The organism is Solirhodobacter olei, from assembly GCF_004010155.1.
In the GTDB taxonomy this organism is placed as follows: Bacteria; Pseudomonadota; Alphaproteobacteria; order Rhodobacterales; family Rhodobacteraceae; genus Solirhodobacter; species Solirhodobacter olei.
Genome location: NZ_RRYH01000005.1, coordinates 187,000 through 211,577, shown reverse-complemented (window position 1 = coordinate 211,577; position 24,578 = coordinate 187,000). Strand labels below are relative to the sequence as shown.

The window sequence follows — 24,578 nt, the reverse complement described above, 5'->3', positions numbered from 1 at the left end:
TCACCCGCTTCACCCTGGTCCGGGTATTCCCGCCAGACGCGCCTCACGGTCAGGCCGCGCGCCTCCGGCGGGAGTATTTCGGCCAGGAAAAAATCAGCCGTAGACCTCGACGCCGAAGTACTGCGCGTAGCTGTAGCGCGGGCCGTGGGCGAAGCCGAGCGGCAGGAGGCGGGCGATTTCGGCGCGGTCATCGTCGGTGAAGGAGATGTCGTCGGCGGTGGCGAGTTCGCGCAGGTGGGCCGCGCTGCGGGTGCCGGGGATCGGGATCACGTGCGGACCCTGGTCAAGGGTCCAGGCGAGCGCCGCGGCGGGAACCGACCAGCCGCGGGAGCGGGCGAAGGTCTTGAAACCCTCGATTGCGGCGCAGTTGGCGCTGAAGTTCGGTTCCATGAAACGCGGGTTGCTGCGGCGGAAGTCGGCCTCGCCGAAGCGCGTGGGGTCGGGGAATGTCTCGCCGAAGATGCCGCGTCCGAGGGGGGAGAAGGGCACGAAGGCCACGCCCAGCTCGGCGCAGGCCTGCACCATCCCGAGATCGGGCTGGCGGGTCCAGAGCGAGTATTCATTCTGCACCGCCCGGCAGGGATGTTCCGCATGGGCCCGGCGGAGCGTCGTGGGCGCGACCTCGGACAGGCCATAGCCGCCGATCTTGCCCTCGTCGATCAGCGCCTTCAGCGTGCCCACGACCTCCTCGATCGGGCGGTCGGCCTCGCGCCGGTGGACGTAGAAGAGATCGACGTGATCCACGCCAAGCCGCTTCAGCGAGCCTTCGAGCTCGCTCCGCAGGTGCTGTTCGGAATTGTCGAAGCGGCGCTCCGGACGGGGCACGATCCCGGCCTTGGTGGCGATCACCACATTTGGTTTACGCGTGGCGAGCCAGCTGCCGATCACGTTCTCCGAACGGCCCATTCCGTAGATGTTGGAGGTGTCGAGGAAATCGACCCCAAGCTCTACGGCGGCATCGAGGCAGGCATGGCCCTCCGCCTCGTCGGTTTCGCCGTAGAAGCCCGCGAAGCTCATGCAGCCGAGGCCGACCGCGCCCACCAGAGGGCCGCCCGCCCCGAGTTGCCGTTTCTTCATTGTATTGTCCCTGTCCTGTGCCCGGGGAAACTTGTCCCCCCGGGCCGGAAGGTCAAGGGCGCTCAGGCGAAGGCGGCCTCAAGCGCGATCTCCACCATGTCCCCGAAGCTCCGCTCGCGGTCCGAGGCGGGGAGTGCCTCATGCGTCAGCAGGTGGTCGGAGATCGTCAGAACCGAAAGCGCCCGGGCGCCGTGGCGGGCGGCAAGCGTGTAGAGCTCGGCTGTCTCCATCTCGACGCAGAGCACGCCGTGGCGGGTCATCTGCTCGTTCAGGTCGGGCCGCTCGTCGTAGAAGACGTCGGAGGAATAGATCCCGCCAGCATGGATCGGGATCCCCTTCTCCTTTGCGGCGGCATGGGCGGCGGCGAGCAGCGCGTAATCCGCGGTGGGGGCGAAGTTCAGTTCGCGGAAGATTCCGCGCGAGGGGGTGGAAAGAGTAGAGGCGCTCATCGCCAGCACCACGTCGCGCACCTTCACCTGCGGCTGCATGGCGCCGGCAGACCCGATGCGGATCAGGGTCTTGGCACCGAAGTCGCGGATCATCTCGTTCACGTAGATCGAGAGCGAGGGCATCCCCATGCCGGTGCCGTGGATCGTCACGTCATGCCCGCGCCAGGTGCCGGTGAAGCCCAGCATCCCGCGCACCTCGTTGATGAGACGCGGGTTCTCAAGAAAGTTCTCCGCCGCCCAGCGGGCACGGTAGGGATCACCTGGCAGAAGCACTGTTTCGGCGATCTCGCCAGATTTCGCGCCGATATGGGTGGTCATGGGGCCTCCGGAATAACGATCCGCCCAGCCTAGCCGGGCGGGCTGTGGCGTCCAGAGGCATTCGGCCGGATCAGTCCTCGCGGAGGGCGAGGTAATCGGCGTGGTTCGGGCAGAAGCCGGCCGCCGTGGGTCCGCGGCTCTCGTCGGCGAGATACTCGGCGCATTTCCCGGCGGCATCGCAATGCGCGCAGACGTCGAGGAGATGGACATAGTCCTGCCTCAGGTCCTCCAGCCGGGTCCGGTCGAGGCCGTGGCGTGCCGCCATCGCCGCCATGCGCTCGCGGACCTCGGCGGAGACGGTGATGACCTCCCGCAGCTCTGCACGGGTTAGGCCGAGCTCCTCGATGTCGCGATCATCGAGCGCGTCGATTTCCTGCAATTGGCGGCGCCGGTCATGGGCCGCCTTCAGGTGGTCATGGACATCTTTCAGGGCGTGCAACATGGCTCAATCCCTCCAATCGGGTGAGCGGAGATTACAGCGGCGCGGAGCCCTGCGGATTGATCTGGCGCAAATGGCGAAGGGGTCGGGGTGCCTTTGTGGCCGTTGCACCGGCGAGGGCGACGATCTCCAGCATGATGCGGTTCAGCTCGAAATCCTTCGGCGTGTAGACCGCTGCCACGCCGAGGGCGCGGAGGCTGGCGATGTCGCTCTCCGGGATGATGCCGCCGACGATGACGGGCACATGGGCGAGGCCCGCCGCCGCAAGCCGCGCCATAACATCGGCAACCAGGGGCAGGTGGCTGCCGGAGAGGATGGAGAGGCCGATGACATGGGCGGACTTCTCCTCCGCCGCGGCGACGATCTCGGCCGGGGTAAGGCGGATGCCGTCGTAGCTGATCTCCATGCCGCAGTCGCGGGCGCGGGCGGCGATCTGCTCGGCGCCATTGGAGTGGCCATCGAGCCCCGGCTTGCCGAGGAGAAGCGAGAGCCTGCGGCCAAGCCGGGCGGAGAGCACGTCGACCGCCTCCCGGATCTCCTCCAGCCCCTCGGTGCGGTTGGAGGGGGCGGGGGAGACGCCGGTCGGCGCGCGGTATTCGCCGAAGGCCTGGCGCAGAACGCCAGCCCATTCGCCCGTGGTCGCGCCAGCCTTTGCTGCGGCGATCGAGGGCGGCATGATGTTCGCTCCCGAAAGGGCCGCCTCGCGGAGTGCTGCGAGGCTGGCGAGCACCTCCACGGGATCGCGCGCGGCGCGCCAGGCCTTCAACCGTGCGACCTGGTCGCGCTCGGCCGTCGGGTCGACCACGAGGAAGGCGCCGTCGCCGGCGGTGAGCGGGCCTCCCTCCGTCTCCCGCCAGCGGTTGACGCCGACGACCGTGGTCTCGCCGCTCTCGATCCGGGCAAGGCGCTCGGCGTTGGCTTCGACCAGACGACCCTTCATGTAGGCGATGGCAGAGACCGCGCCGCCCATGCCGTCGATCTGCGCAAGCTCGGCCAGCGCGCCTTCCTTCAGCGCCGCGACCTTGGCGGCAATGGCCGGGTTGCCGTCGAAAAGATCCTCGTATTCCAGCAGGTCCGTCTCATAGGCCAGAATCTGCTGCATGCGGAGGGACCATTGCTGGTCCCAGGGGCGGGGCAGTCCCAGCGCCTCGTTCCAGGCGGGAAGCTGCACCGCCCGGGCGCGGGCGGATTTGGACAGCGTCACCGCCAGCATCTCGATCAGGATGCGGTGGGTGTTGTTCTCCGGCTGCTGCTCGGTCAGGCCGAGCGAGTTCACCTGCACACCGTAGCGGAAACGGCGGTGGCGGGCGTCGTCGATCCCGTATCGCGTCTGGCAGAGCTCGTCCCATAGCTCGGTGAACGCGCGCATCTTGCAGAGTTCGGTGACGAAGCGGATGCCCGCGTTCACGAAGAAGGAGATGCGGCCGACCATGGCGGGGAAGGCCTCTGCCGCGACCTTGGTGCGCAGGTCGTCGAGCACGGCGCATGCGGTGGCGAGTGCAAAGGCCAGTTCCTGATCCGGCGTCGCGCCCGCCTCCTGCAGGTGGTAGGAACAGACGTTCATCGGGTTCCATTTCGGCATCGCCTTGGCGGTGAACGCAGCCACGTCGGTGATCATCCGCAGCGAGGGCGCGGGCGGGTAGATATAGGTGCCGCGGGAGAGGTATTCCTTGATGATGTCGTTCTGCACCGTGCCTTGGAGGCCGGCGACGTCCGCTCCCTGTTCTTCCGCCACCGCGATGTAGAGCGCCAGCAGCCAGGGCGCGGTGGCGTTGATCGTCATCGAGGTGTTCATCTGCCCAAGCGGGATTCCCTCGAAGAGCGCGCGCATGTCGCCGAGATGGCAGACCGGCACGCCCACCTTTCCAACCTCGCCCCGGGCGCGTTGATCGTCGGCGTCGTAACCGGTCTGGGTCGGCAGGTCGAAGGCCACGGAAAGACCGGTCTGCCCCTTGGCGAGATTGGCCCGGAAGAGCGCATTCGAGGCCGCAGCCGTGGAATGGCCGGCATAGGTGCGGAACAGCCAGGGTTTGTCCTTCGAGGGCATGCTCAGACCTTATGGTAACTTTATGTCATAAAAGTATTCGTAGATGGAAGAATGTATCTCTGTCAATTGCCGCGTTGCGGCGCCGGAGCGGTTCGGAAAATGTCAATGATTTCAACGGATGAAAATTATATGAGACACAAAATTACAAATTTGTTATGAATTATATTGCAAAGTTACTCACTCTTTTGCCATCCTGACCCACAGCTAGACTGCGATTCTGCGATGCGGCGTGATGATGGAGACGAGAATGGCCCTCGATACCGCCCCGGGCATCATCCCCTACGAGGCCCCGGTGAAGGACCTTTACGAGCTGGGCGAAATGCCGCCCCTCGGCCATGTGCCGGCCAAGATGTACGCCTGGGCGATCCGGCGCGAGCGGCATGGAGAGCCGGAGACTGCGATGCAGGTCGAGGTGGTCGACACCTGGACCATCGACAGTCACGAGGTCCTGGTTCTCGTCATGGCGGCGGGGGTGAATTACAACGGCGTCTGGGCCGCGCTCGGCCTGCCGATCAGCCCCTTCGACGGACATCGCATGCCCTATCACATCGCGGGCTCCGACGCCTCGGGCATCGTCTGGGCGGTCGGCAGCAAGGTGACGCGCTGGAAGGTGGGGGACGAGGTCGTCGTCCACTGCAACCAGGACGACGGGGACGACGAGGAATGCAACGGCGGCGACCCGATGTTCTCGCCCTCCCAGCGGATCTGGGGCTACGAGACGCCTGACGGCTCCTTTGCGCAGTTCACGCGCGTGCAGGCGCAGCAGCTGATGCCGCGCCCGCGCCACCTGACCTGGGAGGAGAGCGCCTGTTACACGTTGACGCTCGCCACCGCCTACCGGATGCTGTTTGGCCACAAGCCGCATGTCCTGAACCCGGGCGACAACGTGCTGATCTGGGGCGCTTCGGGCGGCCTCGGCTCCTACGCGATCCAGCTGGTGAATACCGGGGGCGGCAATGCGATCGGCGTGATCTCGGAAGAGGACAAGCGCGACTTCGTCCTTGGCCTCGGGGCGAAGGGCGTGATCAACCGCAAGGAGTTCGACTGCTGGGGCCAGATGCCCAAGGTCAACACGCCGGAGTACAAGGCCTGGTTCGCCGAGGCGCGGAAGTTCGGCAAGGCCATCTGGGACATCACCGGCAAGGGCGTGAATGTCGACATGGTCTTCGAGCATCCGGGCGAGGCGACCTTCCCCGTCTCGGTTTTCCTGGTGAAGCGGGGGGGCATGGTGGTGATCTGCGCCGGGACCACCGGTTACAATCTCACCCTCGATGCTCGCTACCTCTGGATGCATCAGAAGCGGGTGCAGGGCAGCCATTTCGCCAACCTCAAGCAGGCGAGCGCGGCCAACAAGCTGATGATCGAACGCCGGCTCGATCCGGCGATGTCGGAGGTGTTTCCCTGGGCGGAGATTCCGGCGGCGCATATGAAGATGCGCCGGAACCAGCACAAGCCGGGCAACATGGCGGTGCTGGTGCAGGCGCCGCGCCCAGGGCTTCGGACCTTCGAGGATACACTGGAAGCGGCCCGCGCCTGAGGTCGCGCCGCATCGCCATGGTCCGATTTAATGCTTCCGACCGCCGAATTAGGCATTTGTTAATGAAACTGGCCTGTCCTGCAGGCGTAACGCGGGGCGGGCCATGGCATATGAGTGGATCATAGACGTGCTGACGGACCTGGGCACCTTTGCCCGGGTGAACGGCCTGGCCGAGCTGGCCGGCAAGGCGGATGAGGCGCTGGACGCGGCCCGCCGCGACATCGGCGAGCGGCGCGGGCGCGAAGCCGCCCCCCTTCACCACCACCCGCCGGCCGATCGGCATTGAGCGGCCGGCCTTGCCGCTGGCGTCCCGCCGCGGGCTCGACTAGGGTCCGCGCATGGCTCTGCCCGCAATAGAATTTTCTGAAGATCAGGCAGAGGCCTGGGACCGGCTCGCCGAGGTGCTGCGCGCCGCCGGCGTCGATCCGGACGAGGGCAGCCTCAGCCCCGAGGCGCCCGGCAAACCGAGCGTTCTGGCCGTGGTCGGCAAGGCCGGATCGGGCAAGACGATGCTGCTCGCCAGCCTCTACAAGGCCCTGGTCGAGGCGGGGGTGGAGGTCGTGTCCGGAGATTACGAGGGTCGCAAGCGCAAGGACCGGCGCACCCTGGCGATCCTCGCGCCCACCAACAAGGCGGCGAGCGTGCTGCGCAACCGCGGCGTGCCGGCGACGACGATCCACCGCATCCTCTACACCCCGGTCTACGACCCGCAATACGAGCGCATCGCCGAATGGCTGGCCGGCCAGGGCGAGCGGCCGGAGGTCGAGGGGCTGACCGACACCGCTCTCGACCGTGCCAAGGCCTTCTACGACGTGGTGAAATCGATCCCCGGGGCGCTGGCCGCGGCGGGGCTGCGCGGCTCGGATTTCATCAAGGGCTGGAAGCGTCGGGAGGAGCCGCTGGACATCGGCTTCGTCGACGAAAGCTCCATGCTCGACGAACGCCAGTTCGAGGATCTGAAGGAGATATTCCCGACGCTGGTCATGTTCGGCGATCCGGCACAGCTGGCCCCCGTGGGGCAGTCGGGAGAGATGGTCTTCGACAAGCTATCCGAAGGCCGGCGGCTGGTGCTGCACCGCATCCACCGGCAGGCGGATGACAACCCGATCCTCGACCTCGCCCATGCGCTGGCCGATCCCGATCTGACCTTCCCGGATTTCGAGCGGATGGTGGAAGACGCCGCGCGGCGCGACGACCGGGTGCAGATGGCGCAGCGGGTGGAGGCCGGGCTGATGGCCCGCAGCCCCGTCCTCGTCTGGCGCAACGTCACGCGGATCAAGCTGATCCAGGCCTTCCGTTCTGCCTATGGCGCGCCGCCCGATGCGCTGCTGCCGGGGGAGCCGCTGATCTGCGACGGGATCGAGCTGCCGCTGAAGCATCGCAAGAAGCGCATCGACCTGGAGGCGCGGGGCCTGATCAAGGGCGCGCAGGTGATCTACCTCGGCCCCGGAAACAAGCCCGGGTTTTCAAAGCTCTATGTCATCGGGGCGGAAGAGCCGAGGCTTTCCGCCGCCTCGATCATCAAGATCGAGATGCCGGGCGAAGAGGAGCCCTTCATCCCCTCCGCCGCGCGCATGGGGGCGGCTTTCCTGCATGGCGCGGCCGTGACTATCCACAAGGCGCAGGGCTCCCAATGGCCGACGGTGCAGGTCTTCGCCCCAGACCTCTGGGTGGCGGCGCAGATGGGTCGGATGGAGGCGGGGCTGCCGCTCTGGAAACGTCTCGCCTATGTCGCGATCACCCGGGCCGAGCACCGGCTGCTCTGGGTGGTCCGCAACCGCCTTGGCCGCCCGACGGAGCCGCTGGGCGTGGAGGACCTTTCCACCGGCACGGCGCCGCTTGCGCTCGAGGCTGAGTAGGTCCCCCCCTTTTCATCCTGTTGAAGGTAGCCCGGGGGCATGGGGGGCATGGCCCCCGTTTCCATTGCCGGAAAACCGCTCTAGTCTCGGCCGCAACGAAAAGGGAGGCCCCGCATGCAATGCGTCTTCGTCCAGTTCCGCTGCACCCCCGGCAAGACCTATGAGGTGGCCGACGCGATCTACGACCGCGAGGTGGTCAGCGAGCTTTACTCGACATCCGGCGATTACGACCTGATCGCCAAGGTCTATATCCCCGACGATGCCGATGTCGGGCATTTTCTGGCGGAAAACCTGTTCGAGATCCCGGGGATACAGCGGACGCTGACCACCATGACTTTCAAGGCGTTCTGAGATGACCAAGGTCATTCTGGTCACCGGCGCAAGCTCTGGCATCGGCCGGGCGACGGCGCAGAGGTTCCTCGAGGCGGGCTGGCGGGTCGGGCTAATCGCGCGGCGGGCGGAGCCGCTGGAGGAGGTCGCGGCGGCGCATCCGGGGGCGGCGGCCTTGCCCTGCGACGTGGCGGATCCGGCGGCGGTGGAGACCACTTTCGCTGCGGCGGCGGAGCGGTTCGGACGGATCGACGCGCTGTTCAACAACGCGGGCATCTTCCGGCCGGCGGCGCTGATCGACGAGATGCCGGTACAGGACTGGCTCGACACCGTGCAGGTGAACCTCAACGGCATGTTCTTCTGCGCCCGCGCGGCCTTCGGCCATATGCGGCGGCAGTCGCCTCAGGGCGGGCGGATCATCAACAACGGGTCGATCTCCGCCCATGCGCCGCGGCCGGGCTCGGTCGGATATACCGCGACAAAACATGCGGTTACGGGGCTGACCAAGACGCTGTCGCTTGACGGGCGGCCGTTCGACATCGCCTGCGGGCAGATCGATATTGGCAATGCGGCGACCGAGATGGCGGCGCCACAGGCCAAGGGTGTGCCGCAGGCCGACGGCTCGATCAGGCCGGAGGCGATGATGGGCGTGGGCGAGGTCGCCGACGCGGTGCTGCATATGGCGAGCCTGCCCCTGTCGACCAACGTGCAGTTCATGACGATCATGGCGACGAAGATGCCCTTCGTCGGGCGCGGGTGAGGGGCGCCCGGGCAAGGGGCTGAAAAGGCTGGTAAATCGGGGTACCGATTCAACACAGCTTTAGCACCGCTTTCGCACCGTACCGTACCGTATTTCGGGACGGTGGGCGAACGCCGCGTTAAGGGCTTCCCGCGGGTCCGGGGCGGGGCAGGGCGGGGGGATGGTGCGCAATGAATGCGCACCCTACGGGCCTACCGCCGGAAGGCGCGGAAGGCGGCGGAGGCGAGCCAGCCGGCCACGATGGCGATCACCAGCGACAGGAGGCCGTAAAGCGCCGGCTGGTTCTGGGCGAGCTGGTAGAGCCAGCGCTCCACCCCGGTCTTGCGCACGCGGACGTCGGTCTTCTGGCTTGCCACCACCTTGCCGTCGCGCGTCAGGAACATCCGCGCGGTATAAAGCCCCTCGGTCAGGTTCGCGGGCAGGTTCAGCCGGGCGCGGAACAGGGTCGACTGGTCGATGGTCACCGCGCCCTCGTCGAGCTTGTAGAGCCCGTCGCGCTCGCGGATGCGGATCAGCGCGTCGAGGAAGGCGCGCGGCTCGCTCACCTGGCTCGCCACGCCGGTCTCGCGGATCGCAAGCGGGATCGAGATGCGGTAGCGCAGGTCGTCGGTGTGCGACAGGATCTGGGCGAGCGGCGCCGAGGTGGCGATGGCGTAATAGGCCGGGGCCTCGGTCACCTTGGCGGAGGCGGTGTTGATCCAGAGCCCGAAGACATCGCCCTTGCGGCTGACCTGCACCGGCGTGCGCGGCCCCTGGAGGGTGACGATCACCTGAAGGGGCGGCTGCGCCGGCGGCGCATCGCGCTTGACCGCGCCGAAGATCAGGATCGAGGAGCCCGAGAAGCTCGCCGTGATGGAGATCTGTTCCTGCGAGAGGCCGGCGACGATCTGCTCGGACGGGGCGGCCGCATCGGCCGCCGGCGCGGCAAGGGGCGTGAGCATCGCCAGGCAGAGCGCGAGGAGGGGGAGAAGCCGCCTCATCATGGATGGCCTATCGAGCGCACGGAGTAGAGCTCGGCCGGGCGGATCACCAGGTCGAGGCCGATCTTCACCGCCACGGCAAGGACGAGGAGGGCGAGCAGGATCCGCAGCTGCTCTGCCTTCAGCCGCATGCCGATCATCGTTCCGATCTGCGCGCCGACGACGCCGCCGACGATGAGCAGGACCGCCAGCGCCATGTCGACCGACTGGCTGGCGATGGCATGGGCCATCACCGCGTAGGCCGTCACGAAGATCACCTGAAAGAGCGAGGTGCCGACAACGACGCGGGTGTTCATGCCGAGGATGTAGATCATCGCCGGGACGACGATGAAGCCGCCGCCGATGCCCATCGCGGCGGAGAGCACGCCAACGCAGACGCCGATCAGGAAGGGCGGGATGACGCTGATGTAAAGGCCCGAGGTGCGGAACTTCATCTTCAGCGGCCAGCGCTGCACCCAGTTGTGGCGGTGCATCTGCGGCCGCCGTGGCGCGGCGCCGGGCCCGGCCCTGGCGGCGCCGCGGGCGCGGCGGATGGCGCGGAAGCTTTCCTGGAACATCATCAGGCCGATGGTGCCCATCAGGAAGACGTAGGAGAACTGCACGAAGAGCTCGGTCTGACCGGCGCGCTTCATCAGCTCGAAAACCAGGATGCCGATGTTCGAGCCGAAGAAGCCCCCGACCAGAAGCACCGTGCCCATCTTGAAATCGACCGTCCGCCGGCGGATGTGGACCATCAGGCCGGAGACCGAGGCCGCCACCACCTGGTTCGCGCCGGTGGCCACTGCGACGCCGGGCGGAATGCCGATGAACATCAGAAGCGGCGTGATCAGGAAGCCGCCCCCGACGCCGAAGATGCCCGAAAGCAGCCCGACCCCGCCGCCGATCCCCAGCAGCAGGAAGGCGTTTACGGAAACCTCGGCGATGGGCAGGTAAATCTGCAAGACGGGCGATCCGGGCGTCTGGCCTTGCTCCGGGGGCGGGCGCCGCGGGTTCAGGCGGGGTGGTTCCCAGAGCTAACACATATTCCAATTCCTGCAAATATGCTCTGCCCGGGTGGGCCGACTTTGCCGCAGGTCCATGGCGGGATGTGCCGGCTTTGCCATAGCGCCGGCCCGGAAAGGGCCGGCGCGGCGGGGGTCAGCGTTCCTTCACGTAGGGCTCGCCGCCCGCGCGCGGCGGGATCGCCTTTCCGACGAAGCCGGCGAGGATGACGACGGTCAGGATGAAGGGCACGGCGCTCATGAACTGGTTCGGGATGTGCAGCATGCCGATGTCGATGGTCTGGTAGCGGTTCGACACCGCGTCGAGCAGGCCGAAGAGCATGGTCGCGCCAAGCGCGTACCAGGGCCGCCACTTGGCGAAGATCAGCGCCGCCAGCGCGATGTAGCCGCGCCCCGCCGTCATCTCGCGCCCGAAGCCGGCGGCGAGCGAGCAGGACAGGTACGTCCCCGCGATGCCGCAGAGGATACCGGCGATGGCGATGGCCGAATAGCGGAGCGCCACGACCGAGACGCCAGCGGTGTCGACGGCGGCCGGGTTCTCGCCCACCGCGCGCAGGCGCAGGCCGAAGCGGGTCTTGAAGAGCACCCACCAGGTGGCCGGCACGCAGAGGAAGCCGACGTAGACCAGCACCGAATGGCCGGAGATCAGCTGGTCGTAGACGAGGCCGAGATAGGGCACGCCCTTCAGCGCCTGCGCGAAGGGCAGGGCCACGTCCTGGAACCGCGCACCGCCCGACAGCGCCGGGGTGATGCCGCCGAGGTGGAACCAGTGCTGGCCGATCAGCACGGTGATGCCGGAGGCCAGCATGTTGATCGCCACCCCCGAGATCAGCTGGTTGCCCCGGAAGGTGATCGAGGCCAGCCCGTGGATGAAGGCGAAGACCATCGACGAGGCGATCCCCGCCAGAAGCCCCAGCCAGGCGTTGCCGGTGACATAGGCGACCGCGGCCGAAAAGAAGGCCGCGACCAGCATCTTGCCCTCGAGCCCGATGTCGAAGATCCCCGAGCGTTCCGAGAAGAGCCCGGCGAGGCAGGCCAGCAGCAGCGGCGTGCCGAGGCGGATGGTGCTGTCGAGGATGGAGACGATGGTGTCGAAGCTCATCGGTCAGCCCCTCCGCTTGCCGAGACGGTGGAACACGGCCTCGACCGGCATTCGCACCATGTTGTCGAGCGCGCCGGTGAAGAGGATCACCAGCGCCTGGATGACGAGGATCAGCTGCGGCGGGATCGTGGTCCACATCGCGAGCTCCGCGCCGCCCTGGTAGAGGAAGCCGAAGAGGATCGAGGCGAGCAGGATCCCCAGCGGGTGCGAGCGGCCCATCAGCGCCACGGCGATGCCGATGAAGCCCGCGCCTTCCGAGGAGTTCAGCACCAGTCTGCCGCTTTCACCCATCACGTTGTTGATCGACATCAGGCCCGCGAGCGCGCCGGAGATCAGCATGGCGTACATGGTGATCTTCACTGGGCTGATCCCGGCGTAGCGGGCGGCGGGTTCGGACTTGCCGAAGGCGCGCAGTGCGAAGCCGAAGCGGGTATGCCAGATCAAGAGCCACACCAGGAGGCAGGCGAGCAGCGCGATCAGGAAGGTCACGTTCGCCGGCGTCTGGTTCGAGAACGGGATGCCGACGAGGCCGAGGATGCTCGACAGGTTCGGCAGAGTGGTGGCCTTGGGGAAGTTCGCCGTCGCCGGGTCCATCGACCCCACCGGGCGGAACACGTTCACCAGCAGGTAGTTCAGGAGGGCCGAACCGATGAAGTTGAACATGATCGTGGTGATGACGATATGGCTGCCGCGCTTGGCCTGCAGCCAGGCCGGGATCGCCGCCCAGGCCGCGCCGAAGAGCGCGGCCGCCGCCGAGGCCCCGAAGAGCGCCAGCCACCAGTTCGGCCAGGGGATGTAGAGCGCGGCCATCGCGACGCCGAGCCCCCCGAGCTGGGCCTGCCCGTCGCCGCCGATGTTGAAGAGCGTCGCGTGGAAGGCCACGGCCACCGCGAGGCCGGTGAACATGAAATTCGTCGCGTAATAGAGCGTGTAGCCCCAGCCGTAGGTGGAGCCGAGGCCGCCGCTGATCATGATCCCCATCGCGTTGATCGGGTTTTCGCCGATGCCGAGGATGACGATGGCCGAGATGGCAAAGGCGATGACGATGGAAAGGACGGGCACGAGGATCGCGTCGGCCCAGGTCGGAAGTCTGTCCATTACGCGGCCTTTCCCTTCATGCCGGCCATCAGCAGGCCCAGCTCGCGTTCGTCTGTCTCTTCCGGCAGACGTTCGCCCATGATGCGGCCGTCGAACATCACCGCGATGCGGTCGGCGAGCGACATGATCTCGTCCAGCTCCACCGACACGAGCAGGATCGCCTTGCCGGCGTCGCGCAGGCGGACGATCTGCTGGTGGATGAACTCGATCGCGCCGATATCGACCCCGCGCGTCGGCTGGCCGATGAGCAGCAGGTCGGGGTTACGCTCGATCTCGCGGGCGAGGACCAGCTTCTGCTGGTTGCCGCCGGAGAAGTTCTTGGCCGCGAGCTTCGGGTCCGGCGGGCGCACGTCGAAGCGCTGCATCTTCGCGGCCGTCTCGCGGACCAGCGCGGCATTGTCCATCAGGAAGCCGTTGCGCTGGTAGGCGGGATCGTTGTGATAGCCGAAGGCGACGTTCTCCCAGGCCGCGAAATCCATGATGAGGCCGAGGTGCTGGCGGTCCTCCGGCACGTGGGAGATGCCGTCATGCCGCCGGGTCTGGCCGTCGGAATGGCGGCCCGACACGTCGAGTTCCCGCCCGTTCATGCGCAGATGACCGGTGGCCGCGGTGAAACCGCCGAGGACCTCCAGCAGCTCCGACTGGCCGTTGCCAGCGACGCCGGCGATGCCGACGATCTCGCCCGCCTTCACATTCAGCGAGACGCCCTTCAGGCGCTCGACGCCGAAGCGGTCGACCACCTTGAGGTTCTCGACCTCCAGCACGGTCTTGCCGGGTGTCGCGGGCTTCTTCTCGACCCGCAGGAGGACCTTGCGGCCGACCATCAGCTCGGCCAGCTGCTCGGGGCTGGTCTCTGACGTCTTCACCGTTGCGGTCATCTGGCCGCGGCGCATCACGCTCACCGTGTCGGTGATCTCCATGATCTCCCTGAGCTTGTGGGTGATCAGGATGATCGTCTTCCCCTCGCGCTTCAGGTTGGCGAGGATGCGGAAGAGGTGATCGGCCTCGGCCGGGGTCAGCACGCCCGTCGGCTCGTCCAGGATCAGGATGTCGGCCTGGCGGTAGAGCGCCTTGAGGATCTCGACCCGCTGCTGGTGGCCGACGGAGAGGTTCTCGATTGTCTGGTCGGGGTCGACGTTCAGCTCGTATTCCTCGGCGAGGCTCTTCAGAAGCTTGCGCGCCTTGGAGAGCGACGGGCCGAGCAGCGCGCCGTCCTCGGCGCCCAGCACGATGTTCTCGAGGACCGTGAAATTGTGGACCAGCTTGAAATGCTGGAAGACCATGCCGATGCCCGCGCGGATCGCGGCCTGGCTGTCATGGATCGGGGTCGGCTGGCCGCCGACGAGAATCTCGCCCTCGTCGGCCTTGTAGAAGCCGTAGAGGATCGACATCAGGGTGGACTTGCCGGCGCCGTTCTCGCCGATGATGCCGTGGATCGTGCCGCGCTTCACGGCGAGCGAGATGTCCTTGTTGGCCTGCACGGGCCCGAAGGCCTTGGAGATGCCGCGAAGCTCGATCGCCGGCGCGGAGCCGGATGCGGTGGGGGCGGCAGTTGCCTGCCGCCCCGAGGTTTCAGCCGTGGCCATCCCTGTGGCTCACTCGACCGGGCACTTGTTGTCGGTCGTGTAGTCGTGGACCTTGATGGAGCCGTCTTCGATGCCCTTGGTCGCCTTGTCGACGGCGGCCTTCATCGCCGGGGTGACGAGCTTGGCGTTGTACTTGTCCATCGCCGGGGCGACGCCGCCGGCCTTGAGGTCCATCACCTTCACGCCCGGCTTCAGGTTCGCGCCGGCCTTGAAGACGTTGTAGATCGCGTTGTCGACGCGCTTGGTCATCGAGGTCAGGACCTGGCCCGGGTGCAGGTAGTTCTGGTCGCTGTCGACGCCGATCGACAGGATCTTGCCGTCGGCGGCCGCCTGCAGCACGCCCACGCCGGTGCCGCCAGCGGCGGCGTAGATCACGTCGGCGCCCTGGCTGATCTGGCCCTTGGCGAGCTCGGAGCCCTTCACCGGGTCATTCCAGGCGGCCGGGGTGGTGCCGGTGTAGTTGACGATCACCTTGTCCTTCGCGTTCACCGACTTCACGCCCTGGGCGTAGCCGCACTCGAACTTGTGAATGAGCGGAATGTCCATGCCGCCGATGAAGCCCACGGTGCCGGTCTTCGAGGCCATCGCGGCCATGATGCCGACGAGGTAGGAGCCCTGCTCCTCTGTGAAGACGATGGACTGGACGTTGGGCTGCTTCACGACCGAGTCGACGATGGCGAACTTGGTCTTCGGGAATTCCGGGGCGACCTTGTTCAGCACGTCGGCGAAGGCGAAGCCGGTCATCGCGATCGGGTTGGCGCCGGATTGCGCGAGCCGCTTGAGGACCTGCTCGCGCTGCGCTTCGGACTGGATTTCGACCTCGCGGAACTTCTTGCCGCTTTCCTTGGCCCAGCGCTGCGCGCCGTGCCAGGCGGCCTCGTTGAAGGATTTGTCGTACTTGCCGCCGAGGTCGTAGATGATGGCGGGTTCGGCCGCGGCGACGCCGGCGGTGAACGCCAGCACGGCGCCAGCGCCGAGGAATTTCGTGATGCAGCTCATGGAATGGCTCTCCCGGTTGTGGTTGTGGCCCGCCGCCGCAGCGGCATCCGGGCCGGGTTACGTGCCGATCTCTCGCGGATCATTGGCGAATAAGGCCGCAGGGCGAGGAAGGGGTCAAGCGCGATCTTGCATGGCCGGGGTGATCTATTGACCATTTGATAAAAATCCGGGTGCCGCGCCGGGGCTTTGCCCGTCAGAGCGGCTTGGCCAGGATCAGTGCATCGATTCGCCCCCCCTCCGGGGCGCGGTAATAGCCCGGGCGGCGGCCGGTTTGAAGCCAGCCTGCGCCCTGGTAGAGCGCCCGGGCCGCGACGTTTTCGGCCGACACTTCGAGGAAGGCGCGGGTGGCGCCGCGGGCGCGGGCTTCGGCCTCGAATGCCGCCAGGAGCCGGCTGCCGAGACCCTGCCGGCGGGCCCCCGGCGCAACCGCGATGGTCAGCAGTTCCGCCTCGTCAAGCGTGGTCTGGCCAAGGGCGAACCCCGTGGCGTCGCCGGTCAGGAAGGTGCCGGGAAGGGCAAGGAGGGTGGTGATCTCTGCCGCGGTCCAGGGGCGGGGCGTTGTGAAGGTCGCGGCGTGGAGCGCGGCGAGCGCGGCGGGGTCGGGGGGCGGACCGGCGCTCACGGCAGCAGGACCGGCGGCGGATCGGAGGGCGGCGCGGCATCGGCCGCGCGCAGGTAGAGCGGCGCGGGCCGAGGCTGCGGCGTGCCGGTGCGGCGGGCAGCGATGCGGGCGATGGCCTCGGCCAGCGGCATGGCCGGGGTGAGGACGGGCCCGCCGGGCACGAGCGAGGCGGCGGAGCCGGTGCGGGCGATGGTGCGGAGATCGGGCAGGGCGCCGGGCTGGACAAGCTCGGGCGGCCCGTCGGGGCCGAAAAGCTGCAGGTAGACAGCGCCGCGTCGGGCATCCTCGATCACGGCGAGGGGGCGGGGCAGGCCCTCGGCCAGCGCCTCCAGCCGGGAGACCCCGATGGCCGGACGGCCCAAGGACAGGGCCAGCCCGCGCGCGGCGGAGACGGAGAGCCGGGTGCCGGTGAAATTGCCCGGGCCGATGCCGCAGGCGAGCGCGTCGAGGTCGCGCCAGCCGAGGCCGGCCTCAGCGAGGAGTTCCTCAAGCAGTGGAAACAGCCGTTCGGCCTGGCCGGTCGCCATCGGCTCCTCGGCGCGTGCGAGAATCCGGTCCCCGGAAAGCACCGCGGCCGCGCAGGCGGCGGCCGAGGTGTCGAAGGCGATGAGGGTCGTCACGCGAGGAGCGTCAGGCGGCGACCGCCCGCACCTCGGTCACTTCCGGGATGTAGTGGCGCAGCAGGTTCTCGATCCCCATGCGCAGCGTCATGGTGGAGGAGGGGCAGCCCGCGCAGGCGCCCTTCATGTAGAGATAGACGATGCCGCGCTCGAAGCCGCGGAAGGTGATGTCGCCGCCGTCATTGGCGACCGCCGGGCGGACGCGGGTGTCCAGCAGTTCCTTGATCTGGGCGACGATCTCGGCATCCGGGCCGTCCTGCTCGTCATGGGCCGCGGCCACGGGGCCTTCGATCGCGGCCTCGCCGGACTGGAAATGCTCCATGATTGCGCCGAGGATCGCGGGCTTCACATGCGCCCATTCGAGCCCCTCTTCCTTCGTCACGGAAACGAAGTCGCGCCCCAGGAACACGCCCGCGACGCCACCGGCGGCGAAGACGCGGCGGGCGAGGGGCGAGGCGCCGGCGGTGTCGGGCGAGGGGAAGTCGGCGGTGCCGGTCTCCATCACCGCCTGACCGGGCAGGAACATCAGCGTCGCCGGGTTCGGCGTGGATTCGGTCTGGATGAACATGGGCAGCCTCCGGGGGAAGATCTCTGACTGTTATGGTCGGATATGCGCTTCGCCCGGGGCGAAGTCAACATTTGGAACCGTTCCAAAGCGCGTCACGTCCGCGCGGCCCGGGCTTTTTCCTGGCCAAAATACTCCCCCGCAGGAGGCGCGCCGCGTCTGCCACGAGGCACCGCCGTCAGGTGATCGACTCAAGCCGTTCCTTCGACATCTCGCCCGGAACGATGGTGATCGGGATCGGCAGGGTGCCGGAGGTCTTCGAAAGCTGCGAGACCAGCGTGCCCGGCCCGCTCTTGTCCGTGCCCGCGCCCAGCACCAGCACCCCGATCTCCGGGTCCGCCCTGATCTGGGCGAGGATCTCTGCCACCGGCTCCCCCTCGCGGATCACCAGCTCCGGATCCACCTTGTGGCCGGTGCGCATCCATTTGGCGAAGACCTCGAAATGCGCCTCGATCCGCTCCTGCGCTTCGGCGCGCATGATGTCGGCCACACCGCCCCAATAGGTGAATTCCTCGGGCGGGATGACGGCGAGAATCTCGACCCCGCCCTGGGTCTTTGCAGCCCTGAGCGCGGCGAAGCGCATGGCGTTCAGGCATTCGCGGCTGTCGTCCAGAACGACCAGGAATTTGCGCATATCGCTCCCCAAGGCAATCGCGGGATCATCGCCGATCCGGGCCGGATTCGGCAAGCCCGCGTGGCGGGGAGGGGAAATCCCGCCGGTTCGGCGAGCGCCGCCTGCCGCCACCCGGGTGGTCAGGCCCCTGCGGAGAGCGCCCAGTCCCAGTACATCTCGCGGATGCGGCGGGTCATGGGGCCGTGCTGGTAGCGGGCCTCCTCGAACGCCGTGACCGGGGTGACCTTCGACATGTTGCCGGAGAGGAAGACCTCATCGGCGGCGCGGACATCGTCGAAGCTCAGCACGGTCTCGTGGACCGGCACGCCCTCGGCCCTGAGGTTCGAGATATGGCGGGCGCGGGTGATGCCGGAGAGGAAGCAGCCGTTGGCGATGGGAGTGAAGACCTCGCCATCCTTCACGATGAAGACATTTGCGGTGGCGCTTTCGGCGACATTGCCGACGGCATCGGCGACCAGCGCATTGGCGAAGCCGCGGGCGCGGGCCTCGGCCAGCATGCGGGCGTTGTTGGGGTAGAGGCAGCCGGCCTTGGCGTTCACCACGTTGTCGGCCAGTACCGGGCGGCGGAAGGAGGTGAGGCCGAGCGTCGTCGTCTTCTCTGCCGGGGCCATCGGGATCTCTTCCAGGCAGATGGCGAAGCCGGTGGCCTCCGGCAGGGGCACGATCCCGGTCTCGTCGCCGTTGATGCCCCAGTACATCGGGCGGATGTAGACGGGTGTGCCCTTGGGGTAGCGGGCGAGGCCCTCCTTGACGATCTCGACCATCTTCTCGGCGGCAACGGTGGGGGTGAGCATCAGCGCCCTGGCCGAGCGGTTGATGCGGGCGCAATGGGCTTCGAGGTCCGGGGTGACGCCCTCGAAGAGCCGGGCGCCGTCGAAGACGGTGGTGCCGAGCCATGCGCCATGATCGGCGGCGCGGATGACGGGGACGTCGCCCTCGTGCCAGGTGCCGTCGAAATAGGTTCGGATGTTGGTTCCGGTCGTCATGAGCCCCTCCCGTCGTCGCCGGCGGCACTTAAGCACCGCCGGCGGGGAGGGTCCAGAGCGGGCGGGGGGCGGTGCGGTGAGATGCGCAATGAATGCGCACCCTACGGGTTTCGTGGTGTGGAGGGGCAGGGACCGTCCGCCGTCACGCCGGAGGCGTGCCGATGTTTAGTGGCGCACCTAAGGTGCGACGGGGCGGACGGGCGCTGGCCCGGCGGGCCGCGCCCGCTGTTTCGGGCCGGGGGCGAGGGCAGGGGGGTTCGTTTCCGGAACCGGCCGCGCGGCAAAAAAGAACCCCCGGCGCGGGGGCCGGGGGCGGGCGGGACCTCGCCGGGGTCGGGCGGGCCCGCCTCGGCGGGGCATGCGGGGCGCAGCGGGACGATGCGCCGCCGGCGGGGAAGGACGGCTTCACGACGCCCCGCCTGGCGAATGGATACACCAGTCCCGAGGATAGCGGGCCGAAGACTCCGCAAGGTGACGGTTCTGAATCCGGAACATGACAATTCGCCCCGACAGCGGCGTGCGGGTGCTGCAGGTGCAAGAAGGTGTGACTTGCGTTCCGCCGCGAGCCGGGCGACTGTCGACGGTAAAACATGCCAGACGGAGAATATATTATGGCGGGCAGGACAATCGGGCGGCGCGGGTTTCTGAGCCTCGGTGCGGCGGCAGCCGGCCTCGCGGTTCCGGCGATCGCGCGGGCGGCGGAGACCGGGGCAAGCGCGGCGGCAGGCGCGGCGGCGGGCGCCCCGCCGGTGAACGCGGAGGTTCGCCACAACATCTCCAGCTTCGTGGCGCTGGACTGGCAGCCTTATTTCCCGAACCTGAAGAACGGCGCGATCCTGGCCGACACGACCTCGCGCTGCGTGCGCTTCTGGTCCGAGGACCAGAGCGTGAAGCTGCTCTATCCCTGCTCGGTCCCGACGGCGCCCGAGCTGACCCGCAAGGGCATGACCCGCGTGGTGGAGAAGGTGGTGGGGCCGACCTGGCACCCGACGCCCTCGATGCTGAAGCGCATGCCCTGGCTGCCCCATGTCGTGGGTCCCGGGCCGGAAAACCCCTTGGGTCCCTATGCGCTCTACCTCTCCTGGCAGTACTACCGGGTGCATGGGACGCAGGACACCCGCAAGATCGGCCGCCGCTCGTCGGACGGCTGCATCGGGCTTTACAACGAGGATATCACCGTGCTGTTCCACCATGCGAAGGTGGGGACGCAGGTGCGGATCATCTGAGGGGAAGGGCGGGGGCGCTTCCCTCCCCGCCCGGCGCATTCGTGCGACACTGAGATGGAGGAGGGGGCCACTGCGGCCCCCTTCGTCTTTCAGCGGCGCGAGCGCAGCATGCCGACGATGTCGAAGGTCCTGTCAAGGATCGGCTGGGCGATGGCCGCCGCCTTGTCGGCGCCCTGGCCGAGGATGCGGTCGATCTCGGCCGGGTCGGACATCAGCCGCGTCATCTCGGCCGAGATCGGCGAGAGCTTTTCCACCGCCAGCTCCGCCAGGGCGGGCTTGAAGGTGCCGAACCCCTTGCCGGCGTAATCGGCCAGAACCTCCTCCACCGTCCGGTCCGCCAGGGCGGCGAAGATGTTGACGAGGTTGCGCGCCTCGGGGCGGTCCTTCAGACCCTCGGGCGTGTCGGGCAGAAGCTCGGCATCGGTGCGCGCCTTGCGGAACTTCGAGGCGATGGTGTCGGCGTCGTCGGTCAGGTTGATCCGGCTCTGGTCCGACGGGTCCGACTTCGACATCTTCTTCGAGCCGTCGCGGAGCGACATGACGCGGGTCGCCGTGCCCTCGATCACCGGCTCGGTCAGCGGGAAGAAGTCCTGCTTGTAGTCATGGTTGAACTTCGCCGCGATGTCGCGGGTCAGCTCCACATGCTGCTTCTGGTCCTCGCCCACGGGCACATGGGTGGCGTGGTAGACGAGGATGTCCGCCGCCATCAGCGCCGGGTAGGCGAAGAGGCCGAGCGAGGAGTTCTCGGCGTTCTTGCCCGCCGTCTTGTCCTTCCACTGCGTCATCCGGTTCATCCAGCCCATGCGCGCCACGCAGTTGAAGATCCACGCCAACTCGGCGTGGGCGGCGACCTGGGACTGGTTGAAGAGGATCGAGCTTGCGGGATCGATGCCGGCGGCCATGAAGCCCGCGGCCGCCTCGCGCGTCTGCTGGCGCAGGCGCTCGGGGTCCTGCCACTTGTCGGTGATCGCGTGGAGGTCGACGAGGCAGTAGATCGTCTCCATCCGGCCCTGCATCTCGGCGAAACGCTTCAGCGCGCCGAGGTAGTTGCCTAGCGTCAGGCCGCCCGAGGGCTGGATGCCCGAAAAGACGCGCGGGGTGAATTTCGCGTGACCCGGGTGGAGCGTCTGGACCGCCTCCGCCATGTTCTTCTCCGACTGGAAATTACCGACACTTGCGCTTATCGCTGGCGTCGGGAGCCGTCAACCGAAGGGGATGGAATGGATCTCGATCACAATGCGCACCCGCTGCAGCCGATCCCGGGCGTGGTCTGGCTGCTGGCGCTTCCGATCGCACTGGTCGAGATCGGGCTGAGCCTTGGGGGTTACGGGCTGATCGGCGGTCCGGAGGCGGTGGGATGGCGGCTGCAGGCGTTGCAGAACTTCGCCTTCTCGGGGCCGGTCTTCCAGTGGATGGTGGCCAATTCCTACTATCCGCCGATGCAGCTGATCCGCTTCGTCAGCTACATGTTCATCCATTTCAACGCCACCCACGCGATCTTCGTCGTGGTCTTCATCCTCGCGCTCGGCAAATACGTCAGCGAGGTGTTCCGGCCCTGGGCGGTGGTGGTGATCTTCTTCGTTTCCGGGATCTTCGGGGCGCTGTGCTACGGGACGCTGGCGCGGACCGGGATGCCGCTGGTCGGGGGCTATCCGCCCGTCTACGGGCTGATCGGTGCGTTCTCCTTCATCCTGTGGACGCGGCTGGGCGAGAAGGGAGAGAACCGGATGGGGGCCTTCAGCCTGATCGGCTTCTTCCTGGGCTTCCAGCTGATCTTCGCGCTGGTCTTCGGCGGCAGCCAGGAATGGATCGCCGATCTGGGCGGGTTCATCGCCGGTTTCGCGATGTCCTTCCTCGTCTGCCCCGGTGGCGTGACCCGGGCGATCGGGGCCTTCCGGCGGCGCTAGGGCGCCCGGGCGCTGCGGTGGCGGTCCCCTGATCCGCCGCCGCCCGATCCGCGGTCGAATCCCCCCTTGCGCCGGGGCGGAAAACTTGCAGGATGCCCGCGTTCTCAGGGCGGGGCGAAATTCCCCACCGGCGGTATGCGGAAGATCCGCGAGCCCGCGAGCGCCTTCCCTGCGGGAAGGGTCAGCAGATCAGGTGAGAGGCCTGAGCCGACGGTCACAGTCCGGATGGAAGAGAACGTGCGTCGTGCCGCCGGACCCCGGGGGCGCGGGCGCATGTGATCGCCTTGGGTGACGTGTCGTTGCAAAAGGGAGATCACAGATGACACCCACCCGTTATGCCTTCATCAAGGCGAACTGGCATGCCGAGGTCGTGAGCCAGGCGCTCGCCGGCTTCCTGCAGGCCGTCCCCGAGGAGGCGGTCGATGTCTTCGACGTGCCGGGGGCCTTCGAGATGCCGCTTCTGGCCAAGAAGCTCGCCCGCACCGGGCGTTATGCCGCCGTCGCGGCGGCGGCGCTGGTCGTCGATGGTGGGATCTACCGGCATGACTTCGTCGCGCAGGCCGTGGTCGACGGGCTGATGCGCGCGGGGATGGAGACCGATGTGCCGGTGCTCTCGGTCTCGCTGACGCCGCATCACTACCAGGAGGGCGAGCATCACCGCCGGATCTTCGAGGCGCATTTCGTGCAGAAGGGCCGCGAGGCGGGCGAGGCGGCGCTGGCGGCGGCACGGCTGCATGCGGAGATCGCCTGAGGGGGCGGCGGGTGGGGTGCGCGATGAATGCGCACCCTACACTTGGAAGCTGAGCCAGGCTCGGTTTCGCCCGGTGCGCGCTGAAAGCGCAGGGCGGGCGCTGGCCCGGCCGGCTACGCCGGCTGTTTCGGGCCTGGGGCTACCTGCCCAGCGAGGACTTGAGGTCCTTCAGGCGCACGCCTCCGGTCAGAACCGCGGCGAGCGCGTAGCTTGCGCCGCCGATCAGCACGAGCAGGGCTAGGGCGGCGTAGCGCTGGAGGGGTTCGTGGAGCATCGGGCCGAGCGCCCGTGCGGCGAACCAGAGGACCACGCCCATCAGCACCGCGGAGAGCAGGAGCCGGGGGACGCGGTTCTTCAGGCGCTCGTCGAAGGTCGCGGCCTCGCCCATGTGGTGCTTGCCCCACCAGAGCTGCGTCGTCATCGTCCAGCCGGCGAGCGTTGTGCCGAGGGCCGCCGCGATGAAGCCGATGACGGGGGCGAGCAGGATCGCCACGCCCGCGTTCACCGCCATCGCGTGAAGCGCGTAGCGGAAGGGCGTGCGCGTATCCTCGCGCGCGAAATAGAGGGGTTGCAGCACCTTCTGCAGCACGAAGGCCGGCAGCCCCGCTCCGTAGACGGCGAGCGTCAGCGCGGTGTTCATCGTGTCGGTGTGCGAGAAGGCCCCGCGCTGGAACAGGACCGAGATCAGCGGGACCGGGATCACCATCAACGCCACCGCGGCGGGCAGCGTGAGCAGAAGCGAGAACTCGGTGGCGCGGTTATAGGCGTAGCGGCCGCCGACCGTGTCGTTCGCCTTCAGCCGGCGCGAGATGTCGGGCAGCAGGACCACGCCGATGGCGATGCCGACGACGCCGAGCGGCAGCTGGTAGAGCCGGTCGGCGTAGGAGAGCCAGGCGATCGCGCCGTCGAAGAAGGACCCCACCTGGCGGCCGACGAGCAGGTTCACCTGCACCACGCCCGCCGCCATCACGGCGGGAAAGGCAATGCGCACCAGACGCCGCATCTCCGGCGTCAGCCGGGGGCGGCGGATGCGGAGGGGATAGCCCATCCGGGCGCAGGCGATCCAGACCAGCGACATCTGCAGAAAGCCGGTGATCGGCGTCGCCCAGGCCAGCGTCAGCCCCATCCGCCAGCCGAGGTGATGCGCCACCAGCATCGCGCCCACAAAGACCACGTTCAGGATAACCGGCGCCGCCGCCGCCGCGATGAAGCGTCCGGCGGCGTTCAGCACGCCCGAAAAGAGCGCCGCGGCTGACATGAAGAGGATATAGGGGAAGGTGATCCGCCCGAAGCTGACCGCGAGGCCGAAGCGCTCGTCGCCCGCGAAGCCGGAGGCCATGGCATAGACCAGGACCGGCATGGCGACGATCGACACGACCGAGGTCGCCAGCACCGTGAAGGCGAGGCCGGAGAGCGCATCCTCGGCGAAGCCCTTCGCGTCCTCCCCGGCCTCCAGCTTCTTCGAGAAGAGCGGCACGAAGGCGGTGTTGAAGGCGCCCTCGGCGAAGAAGCGACGGAAGGTGTTGGGCAGCGAGAAGGCGATCAGGAACGCCTGCGCCACCGGCCCCGAGCCGAGATAGGCGGCGATCAGCACGTCACGGGCGAAGCCCACCACGCGCGACAGCAGCGTCCAGGAGCCGACGGTCAGGAAGCCGCGGACGAGGCGGATCGGTTTCATGCGCGCC

25 protein-coding genes and 1 riboswitch are annotated in these 24,578 nt (G+C 67.8%); of the genes, 8 read left to right on the top strand and 17 right to left on the bottom strand.

The genetic code is table 11. The features are described from left to right. Positions 1–93 precede the first annotated feature (93 nt). The 4 genes from EIP85_RS05150 to EIP85_RS05135 all read right to left on the bottom strand — a co-directional run bounded on the left by EIP85_RS05150 (position 94) and on the right by EIP85_RS05135 (position 4,330). Positions 94–1,077, bottom strand: coding sequence for an aldo/keto reductase (locus EIP85_RS05150; protein WP_127901091.1), 984 nt, complete (start codon positions 1,075–1,077; stop codon positions 94–96). A gap of 62 nt (positions 1,078–1,139) precedes the next feature. Then, positions 1,140–1,844 carry a purine-nucleoside phosphorylase gene (gene deoD, locus EIP85_RS05145; protein ID WP_127901090.1) on the bottom strand — a complete coding sequence of 235 codons (705 nt, stop codon included), beginning with the start codon at positions 1,842–1,844 and terminating at the stop codon, positions 1,140–1,142. A gap of 70 nt (positions 1,845–1,914) precedes the next feature. Beyond that, the gene (locus EIP85_RS05140; RefSeq protein ID WP_127901089.1) at positions 1,915–2,286 is read right to left on the bottom strand and encodes a DUF6455 family protein; all 372 of its coding nucleotides are present in this window, start codon (positions 2,284–2,286) and stop codon (positions 1,915–1,917) included. Positions 2,287–2,317: 31 nt separating this feature from the next. After that, positions 2,318–4,330, bottom strand: coding sequence for a methylmalonyl-CoA mutase family protein (locus tag EIP85_RS05135; protein WP_127901088.1), 2,013 nt, complete (start codon positions 4,328–4,330; stop codon positions 2,318–2,320). Between the two features lie 247 nt (positions 4,331–4,577). Between EIP85_RS05135 and ccrA the strand changes: the two genes are divergently transcribed. From ccrA to EIP85_RS05110, 5 genes are all read left to right on the top strand, one after another. Beyond that, the gene (ccrA, locus tag EIP85_RS05130) at positions 4,578–5,867 is read left to right on the top strand and encodes a crotonyl-CoA carboxylase/reductase (protein WP_127901087.1); all 1,290 of its coding nucleotides are present in this window, start codon (positions 4,578–4,580) and stop codon (positions 5,865–5,867) included. A gap of 103 nt (positions 5,868–5,970) precedes the next feature. Further along, complete coding sequence (locus EIP85_RS05125) at positions 5,971–6,153, top strand: hypothetical protein (protein WP_127901086.1); 183 nt, start codon at positions 5,971–5,973, stop codon at positions 6,151–6,153. Positions 6,154–6,205: 52 nt separating this feature from the next. Beyond that, positions 6,206–7,726, top strand: a complete 1,521-nt coding sequence (locus EIP85_RS05120; protein ID WP_164871644.1) for an ATP-dependent DNA helicase — start codon at positions 6,206–6,208, stop codon at positions 7,724–7,726. Positions 7,727–7,840: 114 nt separating this feature from the next. Continuing rightward, on the top strand, positions 7,841–8,077 hold the full coding sequence (locus EIP85_RS05115) for an Lrp/AsnC family transcriptional regulator (RefSeq protein ID WP_127901085.1): 237 nt from the start codon (positions 7,841–7,843) through the stop codon (positions 8,075–8,077). 1 nt (position 8,078) lies between these two features. Then, positions 8,079–8,816, top strand: a complete 738-nt coding sequence (locus EIP85_RS05110) for an SDR family oxidoreductase (RefSeq protein ID WP_127901084.1) — start codon at positions 8,079–8,081, stop codon at positions 8,814–8,816. 191 nt (positions 8,817–9,007) lie between these two features. On the opposite strand, the gene EIP85_RS05105 is transcribed toward EIP85_RS05110, so the two are convergent. The 11 genes from EIP85_RS05105 to EIP85_RS05055 all read right to left on the bottom strand — a co-directional run bounded on the left by EIP85_RS05105 (position 9,008) and on the right by EIP85_RS05055 (position 19,009). Further along, positions 9,008–9,796, bottom strand: coding sequence for a TIGR02186 family protein (locus EIP85_RS05105; protein WP_127901083.1), 789 nt, complete (start codon positions 9,794–9,796; stop codon positions 9,008–9,010). Further along, on the bottom strand, positions 9,796–10,737 hold the full coding sequence (locus EIP85_RS05100; protein ID WP_127901082.1) for a sulfite exporter TauE/SafE family protein: 942 nt from the start codon (positions 10,735–10,737) through the stop codon (positions 9,796–9,798). The genes EIP85_RS05105 and EIP85_RS05100 overlap by 1 nt, the downstream gene beginning before the upstream one ends. 196 nt (positions 10,738–10,933) lie before the next feature. After that, positions 10,934–11,899, bottom strand: a complete 966-nt coding sequence (locus EIP85_RS05095; RefSeq protein ID WP_127901081.1) for an ABC transporter permease — start codon at positions 11,897–11,899, stop codon at positions 10,934–10,936. Between the two features lie 3 nt (positions 11,900–11,902). Continuing rightward, positions 11,903–12,997, bottom strand: coding sequence for an ABC transporter permease (locus EIP85_RS05090; protein ID WP_127901080.1), 1,095 nt, complete (start codon positions 12,995–12,997; stop codon positions 11,903–11,905). After that, on the bottom strand, positions 12,997–14,583 hold the full coding sequence (locus EIP85_RS05085) for an ABC transporter ATP-binding protein (RefSeq protein WP_127901079.1): 1,587 nt from the start codon (positions 14,581–14,583) through the stop codon (positions 12,997–12,999). Before EIP85_RS05085 ends, EIP85_RS05090 begins: the two co-directional genes overlap by 1 nt. 9 nt (positions 14,584–14,592) lie before the next feature. Continuing rightward, complete coding sequence (locus EIP85_RS05080) at positions 14,593–15,582, bottom strand: BMP family lipoprotein (protein WP_127901078.1); 990 nt, start codon at positions 15,580–15,582, stop codon at positions 14,593–14,595. A 193-nt stretch (positions 15,583–15,775) separates the two neighbouring features. Beyond that, on the bottom strand, positions 15,776–16,204 hold the full coding sequence (locus EIP85_RS05075) for a GNAT family N-acetyltransferase (RefSeq protein WP_127901077.1): 429 nt from the start codon (positions 16,202–16,204) through the stop codon (positions 15,776–15,778). Next, a complete protein-coding gene (tsaB, locus tag EIP85_RS05070; RefSeq protein WP_127901076.1) occupies positions 16,201–16,824 on the bottom strand; it encodes a tRNA (adenosine(37)-N6)-threonylcarbamoyltransferase complex dimerization subunit type 1 TsaB in 624 nt (207 codons plus the stop codon). Before tsaB ends, EIP85_RS05075 begins: the two co-directional genes overlap by 4 nt. Positions 16,825–16,834: 10 nt before the next feature. Continuing rightward, entirely contained in the window at positions 16,835–17,392 is a 558-nt protein-coding gene (locus EIP85_RS05065; RefSeq protein ID WP_127901075.1) for a NifU family protein, read from the bottom strand. A 175-nt stretch (positions 17,393–17,567) separates the two neighbouring features. Continuing rightward, positions 17,568–18,023 carry a universal stress protein gene (locus EIP85_RS05060; RefSeq protein WP_127901074.1) on the bottom strand — a complete coding sequence of 152 codons (456 nt, stop codon included), beginning with the start codon at positions 18,021–18,023 and terminating at the stop codon, positions 17,568–17,570. Between the two features lie 119 nt (positions 18,024–18,142). After that, positions 18,143–19,009, bottom strand: coding sequence for a branched-chain amino acid aminotransferase (locus tag EIP85_RS05055; protein WP_127901073.1), 867 nt, complete (start codon positions 19,007–19,009; stop codon positions 18,143–18,145). Between the two features lie 611 nt (positions 19,010–19,620). Between EIP85_RS05055 and EIP85_RS05050 the strand changes: the two genes are divergently transcribed. Further along, the gene (locus EIP85_RS05050) at positions 19,621–20,235 is read left to right on the top strand and encodes a L,D-transpeptidase (RefSeq protein ID WP_127901072.1); all 615 of its coding nucleotides are present in this window, start codon (positions 19,621–19,623) and stop codon (positions 20,233–20,235) included. Between the two features lie 89 nt (positions 20,236–20,324). Here EIP85_RS05050 and trpS read toward each other — a convergent pair whose 3' ends face one another. Beyond that, positions 20,325–21,380, bottom strand: a complete 1,056-nt coding sequence (trpS, locus tag EIP85_RS05045) for a tryptophan--tRNA ligase (RefSeq protein WP_127901071.1) — start codon at positions 21,378–21,380, stop codon at positions 20,325–20,327. Between the two features lie 75 nt (positions 21,381–21,455). Between trpS and EIP85_RS05040 the strand changes: the two genes are divergently transcribed. Further along, positions 21,456–22,142, top strand: coding sequence for a rhomboid family intramembrane serine protease (locus EIP85_RS05040; RefSeq protein ID WP_127901070.1), 687 nt, complete (start codon positions 21,456–21,458; stop codon positions 22,140–22,142). A gap of 96 nt (positions 22,143–22,238) precedes the next feature. Further along, positions 22,239–22,383: riboswitch (FMN riboswitch) on the top strand. A 78-nt stretch (positions 22,384–22,461) separates the two neighbouring features. Then, positions 22,462–22,893: a 6,7-dimethyl-8-ribityllumazine synthase gene (locus EIP85_RS05035; protein ID WP_127901069.1), complete on the top strand. Its 432-nt coding sequence runs from the start codon at positions 22,462–22,464 to the stop codon at positions 22,891–22,893. 139 nt (positions 22,894–23,032) lie between these two features. Here the strand turns inward: EIP85_RS05035 and murJ are convergent, their stop codons facing one another. Next, the gene (murJ, locus tag EIP85_RS05030; protein ID WP_127901068.1) at positions 23,033–24,571 is read right to left on the bottom strand and encodes a murein biosynthesis integral membrane protein MurJ; all 1,539 of its coding nucleotides are present in this window, start codon (positions 24,569–24,571) and stop codon (positions 23,033–23,035) included. Positions 24,572–24,578 lie beyond the last annotated feature (7 nt).